Source organism: Streptosporangium sp. NPDC020072, assembly GCF_040631445.1.
Lineage (GTDB): Bacteria > Actinomycetota > Actinomycetes > Streptosporangiales > Streptosporangiaceae > Streptosporangium.
This window is the reverse complement of record NZ_JBEYAB010000004.1, coordinates 101,740-119,346: the sequence shown is the minus strand read 5'-3', so window position 1 is coordinate 119,346 and position 17,607 is coordinate 101,740. Positions and strand designations below refer to the sequence as shown.

20 protein-coding genes, 1 tRNA gene and 1 pseudogene are annotated in these 17,607 nt (G+C 65.8%); 12 read left to right on the top strand and 10 right to left on the bottom strand.

What is annotated here, in order from left to right; genetic code table 11:
• Window positions 1–17 precede the first annotated feature (17 nt).
• Window positions 18–464 carry a helix-turn-helix domain-containing protein gene (locus ABZ470_RS10080; protein WP_352014875.1) on the top strand — a complete coding sequence of 149 codons (447 nt, stop codon included), beginning with the start codon at window positions 18–20 and terminating at the stop codon, window positions 462–464.
• A gap of 201 nt (window positions 465–665) precedes the next feature.
• Here ABZ470_RS10080 and ABZ470_RS10075 read toward each other — a convergent pair whose 3' ends face one another.
• Both ABZ470_RS10075 and ABZ470_RS10070 read right to left on the bottom strand, forming a co-directional pair.
• Complete coding sequence (locus ABZ470_RS10075; protein WP_352014876.1) at window positions 666–1,112, bottom strand: nitroreductase/quinone reductase family protein; 447 nt, start codon at window positions 1,110–1,112, stop codon at window positions 666–668.
• Between the two features lie 322 nt (window positions 1,113–1,434).
• Complete coding sequence (locus ABZ470_RS10070; RefSeq protein WP_362911407.1) at window positions 1,435–1,578, bottom strand: hypothetical protein; 144 nt, start codon at window positions 1,576–1,578, stop codon at window positions 1,435–1,437.
• On the opposite strand from ABZ470_RS10070, the pseudogene ABZ470_RS10065 reads away from it, so the two are divergent.
• The 4 genes and pseudogenes from ABZ470_RS10065 to ABZ470_RS10050 form a co-directional block, all read left to right on the top strand.
• Window positions 1,528–1,664 (top strand): annotated as a pseudogene (locus ABZ470_RS10065) (transposase); the annotation flags it as partial. The gene ABZ470_RS10070 and the pseudogene ABZ470_RS10065 sit on opposite strands and share 51 nt — an antisense overlap.
• A gap of 863 nt (window positions 1,665–2,527) precedes the next feature.
• Window positions 2,528–3,715 (top strand): MAB_1171c family putative transporter, encoded by a 1,188-nt coding sequence (locus ABZ470_RS10060; RefSeq protein WP_362911081.1) that lies wholly within the window; start codon window positions 2,528–2,530, stop codon window positions 3,713–3,715.
• A gap of 142 nt (window positions 3,716–3,857) precedes the next feature.
• The gene (locus tag ABZ470_RS10055; protein WP_362911080.1) at window positions 3,858–4,829 is read left to right on the top strand and encodes a zinc-binding dehydrogenase; all 972 of its coding nucleotides are present in this window, start codon (window positions 3,858–3,860) and stop codon (window positions 4,827–4,829) included.
• A 135-nt stretch (window positions 4,830–4,964) separates the two neighbouring features.
• On the top strand, window positions 4,965–5,438 hold the full coding sequence (locus ABZ470_RS10050) for a cell division protein SepF (RefSeq protein ID WP_362911079.1): 474 nt from the start codon (window positions 4,965–4,967) through the stop codon (window positions 5,436–5,438).
• A gap of 15 nt (window positions 5,439–5,453) precedes the next feature.
• Here ABZ470_RS10050 and ABZ470_RS10045 read toward each other — a convergent pair whose 3' ends face one another.
• A complete protein-coding gene (locus tag ABZ470_RS10045; protein WP_352014880.1) occupies window positions 5,454–5,834 on the bottom strand; it encodes a hypothetical protein in 381 nt (126 codons plus the stop codon).
• Between the two features lie 39 nt (window positions 5,835–5,873).
• Between ABZ470_RS10045 and ABZ470_RS10040 the strand changes: the two genes are divergently transcribed.
• Window positions 5,874–6,191, top strand: a complete 318-nt coding sequence (locus ABZ470_RS10040) for a hypothetical protein (protein ID WP_362911078.1) — start codon at window positions 5,874–5,876, stop codon at window positions 6,189–6,191.
• Between the two features lie 118 nt (window positions 6,192–6,309).
• Entirely contained in the window at window positions 6,310–7,107 is a 798-nt protein-coding gene (locus tag ABZ470_RS10035) for a neutral zinc metallopeptidase (RefSeq protein ID WP_362911077.1), read from the top strand.
• A 595-nt stretch (window positions 7,108–7,702) separates the two neighbouring features.
• On the opposite strand, the gene ABZ470_RS10030 is transcribed toward ABZ470_RS10035, so the two are convergent.
• Both ABZ470_RS10030 and ABZ470_RS10025 read right to left on the bottom strand, forming a co-directional pair.
• Entirely contained in the window at window positions 7,703–7,921 is a 219-nt protein-coding gene (locus ABZ470_RS10030) for a hypothetical protein (protein WP_362911076.1), read from the bottom strand.
• A 285-nt stretch (window positions 7,922–8,206) separates the two neighbouring features.
• Window positions 8,207–8,383, bottom strand: coding sequence for a hypothetical protein (locus ABZ470_RS10025; protein ID WP_362911075.1), 177 nt, complete (start codon window positions 8,381–8,383; stop codon window positions 8,207–8,209).
• A gap of 566 nt (window positions 8,384–8,949) precedes the next feature.
• Here ABZ470_RS10025 and ABZ470_RS10020 point away from each other — a divergent pair.
• Window positions 8,950–9,249 carry a hypothetical protein gene (locus tag ABZ470_RS10020; RefSeq protein WP_362911074.1) on the top strand — a complete coding sequence of 100 codons (300 nt, stop codon included), beginning with the start codon at window positions 8,950–8,952 and terminating at the stop codon, window positions 9,247–9,249.
• A gap of 57 nt (window positions 9,250–9,306) precedes the next feature.
• Complete coding sequence (locus tag ABZ470_RS10015) at window positions 9,307–9,429, top strand: hypothetical protein (RefSeq protein ID WP_362911073.1); 123 nt, start codon at window positions 9,307–9,309, stop codon at window positions 9,427–9,429.
• Between the two features lie 404 nt (window positions 9,430–9,833).
• Here ABZ470_RS10015 and ABZ470_RS10010 read toward each other — a convergent pair whose 3' ends face one another.
• Complete coding sequence (locus ABZ470_RS10010) at window positions 9,834–10,307, bottom strand: hypothetical protein (protein WP_362911072.1); 474 nt, start codon at window positions 10,305–10,307, stop codon at window positions 9,834–9,836.
• Window positions 10,308–10,975: 668 nt separating this feature from the next.
• Window positions 10,976–11,278: a hypothetical protein gene (locus ABZ470_RS10005; RefSeq protein ID WP_362785027.1), complete on the bottom strand. Its 303-nt coding sequence runs from the start codon at window positions 11,276–11,278 to the stop codon at window positions 10,976–10,978.
• 469 nt (window positions 11,279–11,747) lie between these two features.
• On the opposite strand from ABZ470_RS10005, the gene ABZ470_RS10000 reads away from it, so the two are divergent.
• Window positions 11,748–12,251 carry a GNAT family N-acetyltransferase gene (locus ABZ470_RS10000; RefSeq protein ID WP_362911071.1) on the top strand — a complete coding sequence of 168 codons (504 nt, stop codon included), beginning with the start codon at window positions 11,748–11,750 and terminating at the stop codon, window positions 12,249–12,251.
• Between the two features lie 192 nt (window positions 12,252–12,443).
• Here the strand turns inward: ABZ470_RS10000 and ABZ470_RS09995 are convergent.
• Window positions 12,444–12,532, bottom strand: a tRNA-Ser gene (locus tag ABZ470_RS09995).
• Between the two features lie 165 nt (window positions 12,533–12,697).
• Window positions 12,698–15,040 carry an AAA family ATPase gene (locus tag ABZ470_RS09990; protein ID WP_362911070.1) on the bottom strand — a complete coding sequence of 781 codons (2,343 nt, stop codon included), beginning with the start codon at window positions 15,038–15,040 and terminating at the stop codon, window positions 12,698–12,700.
• Between the two features lie 118 nt (window positions 15,041–15,158).
• Here ABZ470_RS09990 and ABZ470_RS09985 point away from each other — a divergent pair, with 118 nt between their 5' ends.
• Together ABZ470_RS09985 and ABZ470_RS09980 are read left to right on the top strand one after the other, a co-directional pair.
• Complete coding sequence (locus tag ABZ470_RS09985) at window positions 15,159–16,115, top strand: NAD(P)H-quinone oxidoreductase (protein ID WP_352014894.1); 957 nt, start codon at window positions 15,159–15,161, stop codon at window positions 16,113–16,115.
• 5 nt (window positions 16,116–16,120) lie between these two features.
• Window positions 16,121–16,636, top strand: a complete 516-nt coding sequence (locus tag ABZ470_RS09980; protein WP_352014895.1) for a bacterial proteasome activator family protein — start codon at window positions 16,121–16,123, stop codon at window positions 16,634–16,636.
• Here the strand turns inward: ABZ470_RS09980 and ABZ470_RS09975 are convergent.
• Complete coding sequence (locus ABZ470_RS09975; protein WP_352014896.1) at window positions 16,627–17,433, bottom strand: HAD family hydrolase; 807 nt, start codon at window positions 17,431–17,433, stop codon at window positions 16,627–16,629. The two genes, ABZ470_RS09980 and ABZ470_RS09975, sit on opposite strands and share 10 nt — an antisense overlap.
• Between the last annotated feature and the right edge of the window lie 174 nt (window positions 17,434–17,607).

Sequence of the window (17,607 nt, the reverse complement as noted above, 5' to 3'; positions counted from 1 at the left end):
TACGACCGGAGGGAGCCATGTCTGCGAGGGCCTATCGCCAGCCACTGGCGGAGCTAGTTGACCACCTGTTTCTGACCGTCCTTCAGCAAGACGGGACCTCTTACAGCTACGAACAGGTGGCCAGGGAGATCACAGAGCGAGGCACCCCGATCTCACACACGACACTCTGGCGGATACGGACCGGCAAGACCGACGACCTTTCGGTCTCCCATCTGGCCGGTATCGCCGATTTCTTCGGCGTCGACTTGGCGTACTTCTTCGACGAAGCCTATGCCGCCAAAGTCGACGCCGAGTTGGAGCTGCGAATCGCGATGCAGAACGTAGGTATACGCAAGGTCGCGATGCGAGCCGTGGGGCTGTCGTCGATGGGGGTGGAGAGTCTCACCAAGATCGTCAATGTGATCCGTGAGATGGAAGGCCTGCCGCCGTTCGACTCCGAGGCCGAACCCGATGCCCAACCGTAGTCAGCGACACATCCCGTTGTCACAGCAGAAGGCCGTCGCGCCTTCCGCATGGTCGTTGACGGTTGCACCAGGGTTCCGACGGTAAACCGCCGGGAGCGACACCACCACCCACAGCCATCACGCGATCTTCGGATGCCCCCGGGAACTCCGAACGGTCACGTGGTGGCCGTCCACCCGTGGCCCCGGCCGGCGAAGCGCGGTTCAGACCTCCACCGCGGGATCGAACGCCGTCTCCCCCGTTCCCTCGGCGGGTTCGAGGCGGAAGACAGCGGTACGCACGGTATGAGGAACGATCGTCTCCAGACTGTCGCCCGCGCCGAACGGAAACGCCTCGGTCGCGAAGGGAAGGTCCAGAACGGACAGATACGTTCTGATGACCCGAGCCGCCTCCTCGCCTTCGACAAGAAGAGTTCGCGACGGCCCCCTCTCCTCACCGTGAACGTGACACTCACCAGAGGCGAGGAGATTTTTCACCCACTGTCGTTGCCTGTTCGGCGCGACCAGGTAATGTTCACCGGAAAGCTGGACAACGGCGATAGGCGTCCGGCGGGGCTGCCCGGTGTGACGACCTCGCGTCTGGATGACACGCAACGCGTATGCCGCTTCACGATAAGGCTGAAGGGGCATGTGCAAGATCTTCTCGATCATCGTGGCATTGATGTCACGCGGGTCCGTACTCGGACTGTTCATAATTCCCCGTTTACCTGTGGTCAGCAGCGATTCCCGGACCGGATCTTGGAGGAGTCTAGTGGCTTCCTCCCACACTGTGTAGTTCTGCGTCAATGAGGAAGGCGCCGAGGTCCGCATCCAGCGGAATGACCTGGCCCCTGGATCGGCACGGACAAGACCCATGCGAAAAGCAGCGGCCCGCGCCTGCGTGGCTTCGTGAGCTCCCGGCCGCCGGAACATTGCAACGGGCCGGGACCGGTGGTTCGCCTTGCCGCCACCGCTTGCGGGAAACCAGGAATCCTCACCCTATGACGACGACGCCTGCCATGGCGTTGAACGGGGCGGCGGACGGGTCGGTCACAGGACTCACCTGACCATCGGGATTCGCCGCCGGCGTCAGATGCTCGGCAAAAATTCTCAGGAGCAGTTGAACAACGAAATCCACCGCCGAACCGATGTCATGGGAGTATTCCCCAACGGGGAGATGACGGGGAGATGATCGTGCGGCTGGTCGGTGCCGTTCCAGCCGAGGCGTGGGAGAGGCCGGGCATTGCTCTCGATCCGAGTTTCGGAAAGGAAAAAATCTGCCTTTCGGACGGTGCCACTCACACCACGGGTGCCCGCGACAATCACCATGGCCGGGAAAGGCCCGGCTTCGTCACCAGGACGCCCGCCGGTGGACACAGGCAGGAGACCACCGGTACGCGGACCAGGTTCGGGCGGGAGAATCCGCCCCGGCCCCGAACCTCCCGCCCTGGTCAGGGGCTTCGGGAAAACATCTCCGCACTCTCGTGGAAGCCGTCGGAGAACCAACATCAGAACCTACGAGAACGGCACCTCTTATTGGTCACGGGAAACAGGGTGGACACGGGGAGCGATATGCGGGAAAGCACAGTGCGACGAAGATGCCGCGAACTGCTCCGACAGCTCGACATCCGCCCTCCGCTTGACGTCGCCGACCTGTGCAGAAGATTCGGCGAATGGCGCAACCGACCGGTCAGGCTCGTGCCCCACCCTTTCGAGGTACCTGGCCCCTCGGGGTTGTGGGTACAGACCGAATCAGCCGACTACATCTTCTACCAGGAGAGGACCTCCGCACCCCACCAGGACCATATTATTCTGCACGAACTGGGCCACATCTTCGCCGACCACCCAAGCGACGAGCTGAACATCGCCGGCCAGGAACCGCAGACGTCGAGCTCGTTTCCCCCCGCCACGCGAGTACTACGGCGGACGTGCTACGACACGGACCACGAAAGGGAAGCCGAACTCATCGCCACCATCATCCTTGAATGGGCCAGCGTCCTCAAAGCCACGCACTCTCTCCTTCTGGACGAGAACGCCCCTCAGGGAGAACAACTGAACACGTCGTTGGTCAACCATCAGGGATGGCTGTGAGCATCTCCTTCGTACTCTCCGTCATCACCCTCGTCGTCTTCGCGATCCTGACCATCAAGGTCATCCAGGTACGCCGCGCCCCGGAGGACCTTCCGCTGCGCGCCGTCACAGCCGGGGTGGGCTGCCTCTTCCTTTCCGTCTTCGTGAACCTCCCCGGCGTCCGGACGGCTCTCGACGGCGTACAGCTCGGGGCTCCGAAGCTGTTCGTCAACCTCATCACACTTCTGGGCACATATTTTGTGCTCGCATTTTTCTTCTATTCGATATACGGGCAGAACGCCATTCGCCGTATGCGCCGTGAACGCGTTCTTCTGCTACTGACGTGCGGCGTACTCGTGACCACCTGGTTCATCGCCTCACCTACAGTGCGTGAGGCCCCCGCGGATCTCCGGAACGGTTACGACCTCCAGGCCAGAATCTTTCTCATCACCGCTCTGGCCTACATGACGTACACCCTCACGAGGTCGCTGGAGCTGGTGAGGAAGTACACTCGTGCGGCGGCCGGCCGCCACGTGCGCCTCGGGATGAGAATCTTCCACGCCTCGCTCCACCTTCTTATCGCCGGAGCGTTCCTCAAAATCGCCGTCCTGCTGCTTCAGGGCTTGGGAACGACGGTTGACTCGCCTCTGCTGCAGATCCCGAACACCGGTTATCTACTGCTGGTCGGAATCGGAATCGCCGGCTTCGCACTGGGGCTCGGCTACCCCCTGGCCGCAGGAATGATCCTGGAGATACCCGTCCGGGCCCGGCACAGAGGCCTGTACCGACAGCTGGAACCCTTGTGGCTCGTTCTCCACGAGGAGTTCCCCGATCTCTCCCTGACCGCGAGCAAGACGTCACGGTGGCGCGAGGTGCTGCGATGGCAGAGCGTTCATCGCAGCTACTACCGCCGTGTCATCGAAATCCGCGACGGTCTCGTCCTTCTCGCCCCCTACTACGACCACGAGGTCGCGCGGCAGGCGCAGACGGCCGGAGCAGGGAAGGGGCTCTCCGGGTCTGAGCTGGAAAGCTTCGTGCAGGCCAACCTCATCGTGCACGCCCTGAAGGCCAAGGCGTCCGGAAGCCAGTCGAGGGACTCCGACCTGATCTCGCTGGACGGCGGTCACAACCTGGATTCGGACTCGGAGTGGCTGGCCGGACTGTCCGGGTGGGTCCAGCGGCTGACGAGAGAATCCACATCCTGACCGGCCCCGTTCACCGGGTCCCCACCATGACCGGCCCTGGAACCGCGCGGCGTCCGTCCGACCGCCCGCCAGGGTTGACCTCAACTCAAGTCGAGGTTGGAGACTGCTCCGCACCGAGCCGAGTGCGGGGAGAGTGGTCGACATGCGGGTTGTACGGGTGACACGTTTCGGAGGTCCCGAGGCATTGGTCCCGGGTGAGGCGCCGGACCCGGTCGCCGGCCCCGGCCAGGTGGTGGTCGAGGTGTCCGTCGTGGGCGTGACCTTCGTCGAGACCCAGATCCGGCGCGGTGTCGACAGGTGGCACAACAGGCCCGCACTGCCGTACGTGCCGGGAGGTACGGTCGCCGGACGGGTGAGCTCGGTCGGAGAAGGCGTGGATCCGAGCTGGTCCGGGCGGCGTGTCATCTCCGACCTCGGGATGACCGGGGGCTTCGCCGAACGCGCGGTGGCCGACGTGGGGAACCTGATCCCGGTGCCCGAGGAGTTGGGGTTGCCCGAGGCCACCGCCCTGCACACCGACGGCAGCACCGCGTTCGGACTGGTCGAGGGGGCCGGGATCCTCCCCGGGGAGTGGGTGCTCGTCGAGGCGGCGGGCGGCGGTGTCGGCACCCTGCTGACCCAGCTGGCCCGGGCGGCCGGTGCCAGAGTCGTCGGGGCGGCGCGCGGCGCACGGAAACTGGACCTGGTTCGCGAGCTGGGCGCGGACGCCGTGGTCGACTACTCCGTCCCCGGCTGGGCGGAACAGGTGCGCGAGGTGACCGGTGGTGCGGGCCCCGACCTGGTGTTCGACGGGGTCGGCGGGGAGATCGGCCGGACCGCGTTCGAGCTGACGGCGGACGGTGGCCGTTTCTCCATCCACGGCGCCGCCAGCGGCGAGGTCACGGCCATCGACTCCGCCCAGGCGCGACAGCGCGGGATCAAGGTGATCGGCGTCGAGCAGCTCTTCGGCTTCGGCCCGAAGATGCGAGGCTGGGCCCAGCAGGTGATGTCGGCCGCGGTCACGGGCCGGATCAGACCCGTCATCGGCCAGACCTTCCCCCTGGAGCACGCCGCGGACGCACACGCCGCGATCGAGTCCCGCGACGCCCTGGGCAAAACCCTGCTCCTGACCTGACGGCGCGCCTGCGCCGTCACGGCGTCGTTCCAGCCCGTGGCCCCACTTCTGTGAGATGGCACAGGAGGCGAATCCGTCTCCCACCCGTAGATCGTGCGCCCTTGATGTCCCCGCCGGTTCAGGGAGACTGTCCTCGTGATCCTTGAGACAGTTCGTCCCCTCACCTACGACGACGTCCGCCACGTGGGCCGGTACTTCCGTGACGGCATTCCCGTCGTGATGGACCTCACCGCGGTCGCCGACGACGAGGCGGAACAGTTCGTGGACTTCGCCGCAGGCCTCATCTACGGACGCCGCGGCGACATGGAACGCCTCAGCCCCAAGATCTTCCTGCTGGTCCCCTCGGTCCTGGCCACACCCGGCACCGTGACGAGCGTCGTCAAGAAGGTGCGTCCACGCGACTACGGCGAGGCACTGTACGTGGGGCACTACTTTCGCAAGGGCATTCCGGTCGTGATGGACCTCACCGCGGTGACGGATGACCAGGCGAAACAGTTCGTGGACTTCGCCGCGGGCCTCATCTACGGACGCCGCGGCGACATGGAACGCCTCAGCCCCAAGGTCTTCCTGCTGACCCCTGCCGGGACAGCGGTCACGGCTCCCCGCTGAGGCGGTGCCGCCGGATCACAGCCAGTCCAGCGGCGTCTTCCACAGGCCGTACGCGGCGGGAAACAACCCGATCACGACGAACGGACCGAGCAACAGGGCCACCGAGGCCGACCAGTACGGCTTCGCGGGCAATCTCGAAAGTGCCCGGACCGCGAGATTGAGCGCCGCCCACAGGGCGATGAAAATCCCCACACCGCCGAGCAGGATCAGGTGCGGCAGGATTCCGTCATTGTCGGTGGGGTCCCGTTCGGTCAGGCCCAGGGCGGCCAACGGGTAGTTGGCCAGGAAGTACCAGACGAGCCCCAGCGGAAGAGGCGCCAGGTAGCCGAACAGGGCGTTGACAACGAACGGGACCAGCCACACGATCCGCTTCGGAGGTGCGCTGGTGTCGGCCATGGCCTCTTCTATAGCAGCGCGCCGTACCGGACGCACATCGTGAACCACCAGGCGCCCTCGATCGGTCGGCGCTCGGACCACACCGCCGGACGGTACGGCTTCGCGCCTTCCGGTGGCAGCGGTTCCAACACCACCGATAAAACGCACCTGGAGACCCGGCTTCGCCAAGCAGGCCGTACCGAGCCGCTGGACTTCACACACCATCCGCTGTTCCGCCCCTTCGGCGGCCGCCTTGGCCAACCGAGGAATTTCAGCAAGAAACGTCGAGGGGCACCCTCATTGTCCGCCATGGGTTTTCGTCGCCTCGAAGTCGATGGATGGACCCTGACCATCAGGATCTGGCGTGACGCGCCATGAGGGCATGTTCGGGTCGTACGAAGCACATGCGGTTGATTCGCCACCGCCCTACCACCGGCGGGCCGGCATGGATTAATGCCTTTTGGAGGGCATCACCACTTCTATACAGTTTGGCACTGTGCATATCCCCCGTATCCTCCTGCTGGCCGGGGCTCTGGCCGGCTTACTGCTTACCGGTACCGCCCATGCTGGTACCGGCGCCGCCAGCGTGCCTGTCCCCACCAGCACCGAAGCGCTGACCCGCAACCCGCTGTACCGCAGCGGCAAGCTGACGGTGCCCTGTGGTACCCAACCGGAGGACTCCGGCAGCTTCACCGCCACCAAAAAGCACCTGACCGCGATGCTGAACTGCCTGAACGCCTCATGGTCCGCGCAGCTGAAGAAGGTCGGATTACCGTTCAGGAATCCAAAAATCCGGTTCATAGCAAAACCCACTCGTGCGTGCGGGTCAGCTTGGGGCGAGAACGTCACCGGCCGCTACTGCGACGACAAGCGACAGTTGGTGGTCCTGATCGGTGAATACGCCATCGAGGATCCGGCCGACCCGGTGGCGCTGCACCTCATCGCACATGAATATGCCCATCACGTTCAGAATCTCACCGGCATGTCGGCCTCTTATTGGAACATGCCGGCCCGCACCAAAGCTCAAGCGCTGGCGCAGAGCCGTCGTTTCGAACTGCAGGCCGACTGTCTGGGAGCGGCGTTCATGCGCAGTATCTGGGCCTCGCAGGAGTACCAGGACGAGGACTGGCAGGAGGTTGTGGACCTTTACCGGGAAAGCGGCGACGAGGCGTTCGACAAGGAGCGCAGCCACGGCAACGGGAAGAATCGGGTCGCCTGGCTGCGGAAGGGGTTCGCCGCCGCCTCCCCGGCCGCGTGCAACACCTGGACCGCGCCGGCAGCCCGCGTTTCCTGATCGCCGCCGAAGTGGAAGGCCCGGTTCCGGGACACGGAACCGGGTCTCCTGACCACCGGCGGAGAAACCGGAGATCACAGCGAGTCGAGCGTGAGGCCTGTCGCGGCGACGACTCCGTTGGGCGGGGTCGGGACGGTACACCGTGGGCTTGAGCCGACTTCTGATCAGATGGACGAGCCGGCCGATGTCCCCGACGGTGACCGGTATGGTGCGCCCAGCTGCCGGCAAGGCCGCCACCAGGGAAAACCGACTCGGGAGAGCCGACGACGCACGCCCGTATTTCCTGGTCGGGAGAAGACAGATCGTTGGGCGTACCGCCAACCGTCGGTTCTCTCCCCTGGATAGGGGTGTCGGGATGCACGGACCGGTTTCGGCGCAGGCGAACCGTGGACATGTCGCTGAAGACGACGCCGACCTTCGCTCTCGCGCCCGAGGAGTTCGTCTCTCCGCCAGCAGCCCTGCCGGATGACCTGCGGCACGCGGCCGTGTCGCTCCGGCTCAACGGGCCGAACGGGCGGAGCATGGGATGGATGTGCTGCTCAAGCATGCATGCCCTGGTGCGCCGGCGAAACGGCAAACGCAGCGATCAGGAGCTCTACTTCAGCCACTCGAACACGAAGTTATGCTCCGCGCGTTCATTCCCGGACCGAAGCCCTTGTCCGCGTTTGAAAAACCGACGACACAGGGCGAAAAGAACGAGGATAAGCGCGGCGGTGAAACCAACGCTGAAGACGACGAGGACAACGCCCGCGAGCAGGCCGAATATCGCCTCGTAGGAGATACCGAAGAGGATGACCAGCTCGTTGGAGGACACAGCAGCTCCTCGCCATGTGAGATATGCCGAAGATACAGCATCAGGGAGCAATCCGCCTGATCCTATTCGGTGACATGACTCGCATGCGGCGAGTCGAATGGACACGTCAGGACGTGCTGCGAGGCGTGGAAGGTGGCCCGGCTCCTGGCTCCGCCCCCCGAAGCAACAGGTGGCGCCACCGGTACCTGGAGTCCGCGATCCGCGGCGCTGTTGAACGGGTAGCGCACCCCGCCGCCATATGAGCAGCGGGGCGTTCACCGCCCGGAAGAGCCTCAGACCTCAGGCTCAGAAGTCCCATGACCTGTTCGAGGCCCGAGTGATCTCCTGTTCATGTTCATCGGCGTCGTCGTAGCCGACATGAGCGTCGTCCCACCACTGATTGAGCAGCTTGTTGTTCGCCTCCACATGGGAGACGGGAAACTCGGCGTGGGCACCGCAAGTACGGCAATCAACCTTGACCATTTCTCCATTGCACAGCAATCAAGACAAAGATTACAAACAATATACCAACTACCTTATCTGTGATTCAGATCACATTTTTGCGTGCGAAAACCGCACCCCACCGAGGGAAAAGCGGACGGCCGAACCACGCATCACCGATTCGCCGCCGAAGCCGAACGCGGCACCCTGACCGAGCTCGCCGCGGACTGCCCGAAATCGTCCATCCCAGCCAGACCGACGACACCAACCACTGGCGTCGGCACCAGCGCCCCCGCCCTGACTTCCGTTCCAGCGGTCGTCGCAACAGGGTGCGATGGACTTCGAGATCCGCGAGAACCGGCTGAGGGGGCGGCCTGCCGTCCGCTCACCGGTCGGGCGGGGGCGGGCGGACAGCACATTCACGCCGGATTTCCCGACACCCAGAACCGCCGTTCCACATTGCCTCTGGTGAGGCGAGTCTTCCCAACGTCCATGGCGCCGGTGAGACACCTCTTGACGCCGATCTCCGGACAAGTATCTTCTGTTTAGGAAGCTTTCCTAAACGAGGTTTGTGCGAACGACTTTCGAGAATACCGGAGGAAGTGCACGTGAAATCCAGGAAACGAGCGGCAGCCTTCTCCACCACCGCCCTTCTCTCCGTCGGCCTGCTGCTGACCACCGCCACACCGGCCCACGCCATTCCCGACAGCTGCACCGTGAACACATGGGGCGGCTACGGTGCCAGCACCTGCACCACCGGTACCGGAGAACAGCGCATCAACATCGCCTACATCGACCGCCAGAACCAGCGACAGGTGGTGGTGGGCAACTGGGTGCCGGTGGGTGGCACATCCTCCGCCTACTTCAATGGGTCCCTCCACCTCTGGTGGTTGGACAAGCGCGGCTAAGCAATGAGTTGAGACGGCGCCAGAAGATCGAGCGCAACCGAGGCCGATGAGTTCCTCGTGGATGCCGTCGCGAACTTCCCAGCGAACAATACGCCGTCCTGTGTCGTTCGCTGGAAAGTCGGCGGCCGGGAGAATTCCAAGACCCTGCACACCAAGGCGCTCGCCGAGAGCTTTCTGTGAACCTGCGGAAGGAGACCAAGCGGGGCCAGGAATTCAACATGGAGGCCGGGCCCCGCTTTCTCTCCTGACTACCAAAACGTGGTTTGACTTCGCCCTCGCCTACAGTGGACCTGGGCGGCCTTCGAACTGGCTCCTGAAATCGCCGCGACGTACAGTGTCAGCCCGTTCACTTTGACGCACGGGAGCCGGGTGCGGGGAACGGGAGTACTCGCCTTGACACCGGACCCCGTCGGCGGGGCCATGGCACGAGTGACCCCGCGCCAACGGGACAGCAGCCCACAGCCTTGTGGCCACGGACTGTGATCATTTCTCCCCTTTGGATGAGACGAAAAGTCAGGACCTTTGGCCACAAGGGCAGAGCCATACCGCCGACCGGCTTTGGTTCTGCCATTGCTTCCCCCGGATCAGCCGAATGCCTCGCTCCAGCCCTTGTTGAGTCGGGCCAGCAGTTCCGCGGCGGGACGATGTCCACCGTCTCCTGTCCGATCGTCGGCGACACGACGGAGTATGTCCGTGGCGTCACGGACGTGGCTCATGATCCCTTCAACCAGGCCGACCGATCCGGACAGCGGATTCTCATAGGTCTCGAACCCCGGCTCGGGGAGGCATCCCCACCAGTCCAGTAACGCGTTCAGCGCTTCCTGCCGGGGTGCTCCCGGCCGTTCGTCGATCGCCCGCAGAAGCACGCCCGTCGCGGGAACGGCGGCCGGATAGAGGGTTCCGGCGTGGTCGTTCGTGACCGCGTACCGAAGATCGGCCAACGCACGGGCGGCCTGTTGAGCGGACGAGGATCGGCCCAGCGCCTCCACGGCGGCTCGCGCGCTCTCGGGGCGGTACCAGCGCGGCCCTGGTATCCGGCTCCAGTCCACCTGCTCCACCGCTGTCCTCCTACTGCTCCCGGCACGGAATTCTCGCGCGTGACCTGGGGAAACGTGACCGACATCATTCCATGTGTATTCGACGGCCACCGGCCGAGAACCGCTCTCGATGTCGTACGGCTGCGCAGCCCGGAAACGACCAACGGCGCCCCACCAAGCCAAAAGACCTGGCCAGGCGTCGTTCTCCAGCGCAGAAAAGAGCGTGGGATTCGAACCCACTCTGAGCTCGCCGCCCCGATCGGTTCCACCTGGATCAACGACTGAAACTGTCCGTGTGCGGGCGGAGCGAGGTGGTGCACAGCCTCCCGAAAGGGCTCCCGTTTTACTTCTCGGTCACCCCGGCGACCGTTCGTTCGATCATTTCAGGAGAAGGCCACGAATTCCTGCCGCCGGACTCCTCAGCCTCGACGGTTTCACAGACCCCGCGCCTGCGACGCTCTGCCCGGCCCGAATAAGCCTGAAGCCATGGGAATAGCCATCATATGGCACCTCACGCAGGAAAGTCCTCCGACTTTTCTGCCCCACGAACTTGGCGCACCGGTGCCAGATCTGGCCCTTCTTCTCCTCTCCGTGCTGGACGCGCCGCTTTCCGATGAGTGGTGGTCGAACGCGACGCCCGCTCCTCCTGAAGGGGAAAAGCGGGCGTCGTCGTATCGCCCGGTTTCGCGTCAGTCGTACAAGGTGACGCCTCGGTACTGCACGGTGCCCGGGAAGTTGACCGACGATATCTCACCCACCCCCACCCGAGGGCCGTCCATAGAATATGGGCCCCATACCGGGTTCACGTGCAGGCCGCTCGCGTGAACCGCCTGCGTGCCTGTGCCGCCCGTGCACTTGCTGTAGACCATGTACCCCACCTGCCAGGTGGTGCAGCCCGTCGGGGCGGCGTGGGCGGGGGACGCGGAGCCCACCAGCAGTGACGCGGTGAGCAGGGCGGTGGCGGACACAGCCGCGGCTCGGCTTTTTCTCATGTGCGCTTCCTCCGATTCCGAAGGTAAATGGCGCTTCCATTAAGAAACTTTCCTAAAAGGAAGATACGCTCTGGGTGACGCGAGTCAAGAACATCCCGCTCCCCATCTGCGTCCGATCACCATCCCGCTGCCGCCGCGCCAAGGGTCAACGAAGGTGATCGAAGACGACTCGGTCGGTGATGTTGAGCGGGACCGTCATTCGCCAATAGCACCGACCACACGACCTTGCCGTTAACCACGTGTTGATGCCGCCTCTTCGGCCTTCCAGCCGGGACATACGAGAAGAGCGCCTCTTCCCTCATATCGTGGAGGCCTGACCAAGGGGCATGGGGGGAGACCAGAGGCGGCTTCGATCCAGAGTTTCGTGCCGGTGCGGCAGGCACCCCGAGAAATCGATCGTCAAGGATCTGGGGATGAACTCAGGCACACCGGCCAACTGGATGCGACAGCCGTGGGACACCATGGTCCTGTGGAATCGATCACCTTGCGACGCTTCACCGACGGCGATTCCGTGGAAGAACTGACCAGGCTCCTGCATCGCGCGTACGCCGACCACGCGGCGGCCGGACTCGTCTTCTTCGCCTCCTACCAGACCCCCGAGGACACGCGGCGCCGTCTGGGCAAGGGCGAGTGCTGGATCGCCCTGGAGCAAGGAGCGATCGTCGGCAGTGTCACGGTGACGGGGACATACGACACCCCGCCGGGATACCCGGCTCCCACCGCCGCGGGCTCGTTCTGGCAACTCGCGGTGGCCCCGTCCAGGCGAGGCACAGGTCTGGGGAGTCGTCTCCTGACCCTGGCCGAAACCCGCATCGCCGATCTGGGCTCGTCGAGGGTGGTGATCGACACCTCCTCCCAGGCCGCCGATCTCCTCGCCTGGTACGGGCGGCACGGCTACTCCCCGATCGGGACATGGAAGTGGGACGTCACCAACTACGACAGCGTCGTCCTGGCCAAGAGCCTTCTCCCCTGAGCTCGGCCCGCGGCCGCCCTTCAGCGGGAAACGAGCCTTCCTGCGGCAATGACATGGGAAAACGCGACCAACATCATTCCGCGACCACCGGCCGAAGGCCGCTCACGACGGCGTACGGCTGCGCGCCCCGAAACGACCAACGGCGCCCCACCAAGCCGTCAGACCTGGTCAGGCGCCGTTTCTCAAGCAAAGCGGAGAGCGTGGGATTCGAACCCACGAGGACTGTCACCAGCCCTAGCGGTTTTCAAGACCGCCGCCATCGTCCACTAGGCGAGCTCTCCTGGGTGACGCGCGTCAGAACGCGTCAGATTGCACTTTAGTCTCTCACTGGTCCGGGCGTGCCCACGACCGGCGCCCCGACTGGAATCACCCGCCGAAAGACCACGGTGAAACCACAGCGAGAAGTCCAGGCCCGGCTGAGGAAGCCGGGTCTGGGCAAAACCGCGTCAGGCCTGTTGAGGAATGGCGAAGCCGTCTCCCACCGAGGCCGCCAGGCGGAGGTAGGCGTCGCGGGTTGCGGGTTGGAGCCTGTCCAGTTCGATCTCGGCCCCCTCCTCCAGGTGGGGGTCGTAGGGGACACGGATCACCGCCCGGCAACGGGCCGCGAAGTGGGCCTCAAGGCGGTCGAGGTCCACGGTCGACTTCGACCTGGGACGGACGCTGCACAGCACGACCGTGGCCGACCGGACCAGTTCCTCGTAGTGGTGGGCCTCAAGCCAGTCGAGGGTCGCCGAGGCGGCGCGGGCGCCGTCCACCGACGGGGAGCTCACCAGGACGAGTTGGTCGGCCAGGCCGAGGACACCGGACATGGCCGAGTGGAGCAGGCCCGTACCGCAGTCGGTGATGCAGATCGAGTAGAAGTTCTCCAGGACCTGCGCCACCGCCTGGTAGTCGGAGGCGCTGAACGCCTCGGACACCGACGGGTCACGGTCGGAGGCGAGGATCTCCAGCCGGGACGGCGCCTGCGAGGTGAAGGCCCTGACGTCCACGTAGCGCTTGATCTGCTTCCGTTCGTTGAGCAGGTCACGGACGGTGGCGGCGGTCTCAAGCTTCACCTTGTCCGACAGGGTCCCGCGGTCGGGGTTGGCGTCGACCGCGATGACCCTGTCGCCGCGTGACTGGGCGAGGGTGGCGCCGAGGCCGACCGTGGTCGTGGTCTTGCCGACACCGCCCTTCAGGCTCAGTACGGCGACGCGGTGATGGCCGGTGGCCACGGGGGTGCGGGCACGGGTGGCGAGTTCGCGACGACGACGGACCTCGGGCGACTCCCCGGGTTTGATCAGCCCGGCCGACGCCGTGTAGATCAGCCTGCGCCAGCCGCCGGAGGGCGCGTTACGGCGTCCTCTGAGCAGCGAGTCAGGGTCGAGGCTGTCGGCCGACGGCCTCGATCCGGACGTCTGCCTGGACGGCACGCTGAAAGCCGGCGGTGGCGCCGAGTGACGGCGTTTCGCCTGGTACGGCTCCCGCACCGGTTCGGCAGCATCCTTTCCAGGTGCGCCGAGATCACGTTCAGGGACGGCCGAAACCCCCCGAGGCGTCACCGTTTCCCTGGCCGACGTCTCCCGGGACGGGACCTCCTGCACGACCGGAGGCTCCGGATCCGCGGGCTGAGGAGCCGCGGGCCGGGAAGGAGCCGCAGGCTGAGAGGAAGCCGCAGATTGGGGGAAGGGCAGGTCCTTGAGGGTCGGCTCCCCCTGGGCGAACAGCGCCTCCCGGGAGAACGACACGTCCCGGAACGACGCCCCCTCCCGAGCCGGTGGCTCCTCAAGGAAGGAGGAGGACCCCTGGGGAGGCGTCTCGGCGGAGGCGGCGTCAGAGCTGAACGCCCTGCCCCAGTCACGGGCGAAAGCACTGCTCTGGTGGGACTGCCCCAGCGCGCCTCCCCCGGCCGCCTGCCGCAACGCGTCGCTCACCGTGGCCTGAGGTGACCTGTCGTCCTCGGGTGCCTCGTCGGCGGAGTCGGGTACGGCCCGCTCCTCGCTCGCGTGTGGCGGCTCCGCGACAGGGAGCGGCTCGCGGTTGACGCCCTCCGAGGAGGAGAGGTCCCCTGAGAGGGGGCCTGAGAGAGGGAAGGCGTCCTGTCTGCCGGCCGAGGGCGTGAAGGGCTGGAGCCCCCCGGGTTCCGAGTCGTCCAGCGGACCGTGACCGACCGGCGGGAAGCCCTGCTCGAACGCGTCCTCCGACGGCTCGGTGGACCCGAAGGAGGCCTGGTCGGGTGAAGAACCTTCGAGTTCTTCCGGGCCGGCCTGCGGGTCATCGGCTTCCGCCGGCGGCAGGTGATCACCCTGATCGGCGGAGAGGTCGACGGAGAGGTCGGCGGCGACCGGCTCGTGATCCGCGGGGGCCGCGAGGAAACCCGGGCCGTCGGAGGGCGCCTCCTGAACGGCCTCTGGGCCGTCGGGCGCGTCCTGGCGGGGCAGCGGTTTCAGGGGCGCGAGGAAGGCCTCGTCGTCACGGTTCGGGGACGGCGAGGGCGGGGGCACGCTGAAGGCGCCCGCCTCCATCCACTCGGCCGCGTCCGCGTCCTCGACGGGAGCGGGCGCGGCGGTCGCGGAGAGGCTGTTCACCAGGTGGTTCGAGGGGTCGGCGACCATACGGAACAGCGACGAGGACGCCGTGTCCGGCTCGGCGGGAACCGCGCTCCAGGGGTCTTTGGGGTAGGGCGAGATGACGGTGTCGTCCACCACGCCGCTCTTCACCGTGACGGGGGGCGCCTCCTCCTGTTCCTTGATAGCGTCGAGCCAGGCAAGCTGTTCCTCGAGAGATTCCTCACGATCGTGCCTTGCCACCGTGTTCCCCCTCGGGATGGGTGTAAAGAGGGCAGCAAACACATAGCAGGTTAACGCCCTGTGTTCTTGTCAATGCGGGCAACCACCAAGTTGATCCCCAGCGGATAGCGTTGGAACTATGCACGCCATCGTGATCGACAAACCTGGTGGGCCCGAGGAGCTTGTGTGGCGGGAGGTCCCCGATCCCCGGCTCGGCCCGGACGACGTCCTGGTCGACGTGGCCGCCTCCGCGGTCAACCGGGCCGACATCCTCCAGCGAAAAGGACAGTACTCCCCGCCTCCCGGAGCCTCGCCGTACCCCGGGCTGGAGTGTTCCGGGGTGGTCGCCGAGGTCGGGTCCAACGTCGAGGGGTTCAGGCCCGGTGACCGGGTGTGCGCCCTGCTGAGCGGGGGCGGTTACGCCGAGCGGGTGGCGGTGCCGTGGCAGCAGGTGATGCGGGTGCCCGAGGGGGTCGACCTGGTCGAGGCCGCGGCGCTTCCCGAGGTCGCGTGCACGGTGTGGTCGAACGTGTTCATGACCGCGCGGCTGCGCAGGGGCGAGACGCTTCTCGTCCACGGCGGCGCCAGCGGGATCGGCACGCTGGCCGTACAGCTCGCCAAGGCGTTCGGGTCGCGGGTCGTGGTCACCGCGGGGTCGGCGGAGAAGATCGCCCGCTGCCTCGAACTCGGCGCCGACGAGGGGATCGACTACCACGAGGGCGACTTCTCGGAGAAGGTCCAGGCGGACGTCATCCTCGACATCGTCGGCGGACCGTATCTCGCCAAGAACGTCAGGGCACTCAAGACCGGCGGCAGGCTGGTTGTGATAGGGATGCAGGGGGGCTCCAGAGGTGAGCTTGACCTGGGGGCGCTTCTCACCAAGCGAGCCGCGGTGCACGGCACCACGCTACGCGCACGGCCCGTCGACGAGAAGGGCATCATCGTGCGTGGCGTCGTGGAAAACGTCTGGCCCCTGGTTGACGCGGGGGTCGTCCGTCCGGTCGTCCACTCCCGCGTGCCGATGAGCGAGGCCGCCGAGGCTCACCGGCTCCTCGAATCTGGAGAACACGTCGGGAAAATCCTGCTAGTAGGTTGAGAGCTATGAACGCTGAGGAGAGCACTCCCCATGTAGTGGTCGTGGGCCCGCAGGGGCTCCAGACCGAGGAGGAAGGCGAAGGTCGCTCTGTCGCCGATCTGGTCGAGCAGCCCGCGAAGGTGATGCGCATCGGCAGCATGATCCGGCAGCTCCTCGAAGAGGTCAGGGCGGCTCCGCTCGACGAGGCCAGCCGTAAGCGGCTCAAGGAGATCCACCAGAGCTCCATCAAGGAGCTTGAGGACGGTCTGGCGCCCGAACTGGTCGACGAGCTCGAACGGCTGTCGCTTCCCTTCACCGACGACGGCAACGGCACCCCGCCGAGCGAGGCCGAGCTGCGGGTGGCGCACGCGCAGCTGGTCGGCTGGCTCGAAGGCCTGTTCCACGGCATCCAGACCACGCTCTTCGCCCAGCAGATGGCGGCCCGCGCCCAGCTGGAGAACATGCGCAGGGCACTGCCCGGCGGGGTCTCCATGGGGCAGCAGGACAACCACCAGCAGAGCAGCTCCGGCCCCTACCTGTAGGTCCCCCCGTAGAGGTTCTCAAGGATTTCGGCCACTCCGTCGTCGTCGTTGGCCGCGGTCACGTGATCGACCGCGGCCAGCACCTCCGTGTGGGCGTTCGCCACGGCGTACGACCTGCCCGCCCAGCGCAGCATCGGCAGGTCGTTCGGCATGTCCCCGAAGGCGACGACCTCGGCGGCGGTGATGGCGCGTCCCTCGGCGAGGGCGGCCAGGGCGGAGGCCTTCGTCACACCGTGGGCGCTCATCTCGATCATGGCGCGGCCACTGGAATGGGTCGGGGTGACCAGGTGGCCGACCAGTTCGCAGACGGTCTCCTGGAGGGCGTCCGGGTTCATGTCCTGGTGCAGTGCCAGAAGTTTCGCGCAGGGCGTGGTGGTGAGCGTGTCGGTCTCCGCGCCGTTCAGTCCCGCCACCCGGTCCAGGCTGTCGAGAAGGAAGCCGGATTCACGTGCGAACCCGCCTTCGTATTCCACCGAGAACGTGAGCCCGGGAACCTTCTCCCTCAGGCGGCTCACCACCTCTTGAAGGACATCCGGGTCGATAAGGTGAGATTTCACAATCTGTTCGGCGTGGAGGTCGTAGACGAGCGCGCCGTTGGCGCATATGGCCAGCCCGCGATGCCGTACGGCGGCGGCGATCGGGCGCATCCACCTGGGCGGACGCCCCGTCACGAGGACCAGTGTGGCCCCGGCCCTCTCGACGAGGGCGAAGGCCGCTGCGGTGCGGGCTGAGACGGTGCCGTCGGAGCGCAGAGCGGTGCCGTCTAGGTCTGTTGCGACGAGCCTGGGACTTCCCATAACAGGCTCCAGTCTGCACCGTCCTCCGAAGGGCGCCGCCCCCGGGATGCGCCCGCGAGGAATCTTCCTCGTGGCGGGAACACGGGCGCGCCGGATAGTGTTAGATGTGATGGCGTTGTATTAGCTGAATCCCGTTGTGAAAGCCAGTTTGACTGAACCACCCCGGGGCCCGCT

Bases quoted from the DNA above. Each gene is read 5' to 3' on its own strand.
- ABZ470_RS10080 (WP_352014875.1), top strand. From the start codon at position 18: ATGTCTGCGAGGGCCTATCGCCAGCCACTGGCGGAGCTAGTTGACCAC.
- ABZ470_RS09980 (WP_352014895.1), top strand. From the start codon at position 16,121: ATGAACGCTGAGGAGAGCACTCCCCATGTAGTGGTCGTGGGCCCGCAG.
- ABZ470_RS10075 (WP_352014876.1), bottom strand. From the start codon at position 1,112: ATGATCGAGAAGATCTTGCACATGCCCCTTCAGCCTTATCGTGAAGCG.
- ABZ470_RS10045 (WP_352014880.1), bottom strand. From the start codon at position 5,834: ATGGCCGACACCAGCGCACCTCCGAAGCGGATCGTGTGGCTGGTCCCG.
- ABZ470_RS10005 (WP_362785027.1), bottom strand. From the start codon at position 11,278: ATGAGAAAAAGCCGAGCCGCGGCTGTGTCCGCCACCGCCCTGCTCACC.
- ABZ470_RS10025 (WP_362911075.1), bottom strand. From the start codon at position 8,383: ATGGTCAAGGTTGATTGCCGTACTTGCGGTGCCCACGCCGAGTTTCCC.
- ABZ470_RS09985 (WP_352014894.1), top strand. From the start codon at position 15,159: ATGCACGCCATCGTGATCGACAAACCTGGTGGGCCCGAGGAGCTTGTG.
- ABZ470_RS10055 (WP_362911080.1), top strand. From the start codon at position 3,858: ATGCGGGTTGTACGGGTGACACGTTTCGGAGGTCCCGAGGCATTGGTC.
- ABZ470_RS09975 (WP_352014896.1), bottom strand. From the start codon at position 17,433: ATGGGAAGTCCCAGGCTCGTCGCAACAGACCTAGACGGCACCGCTCTG.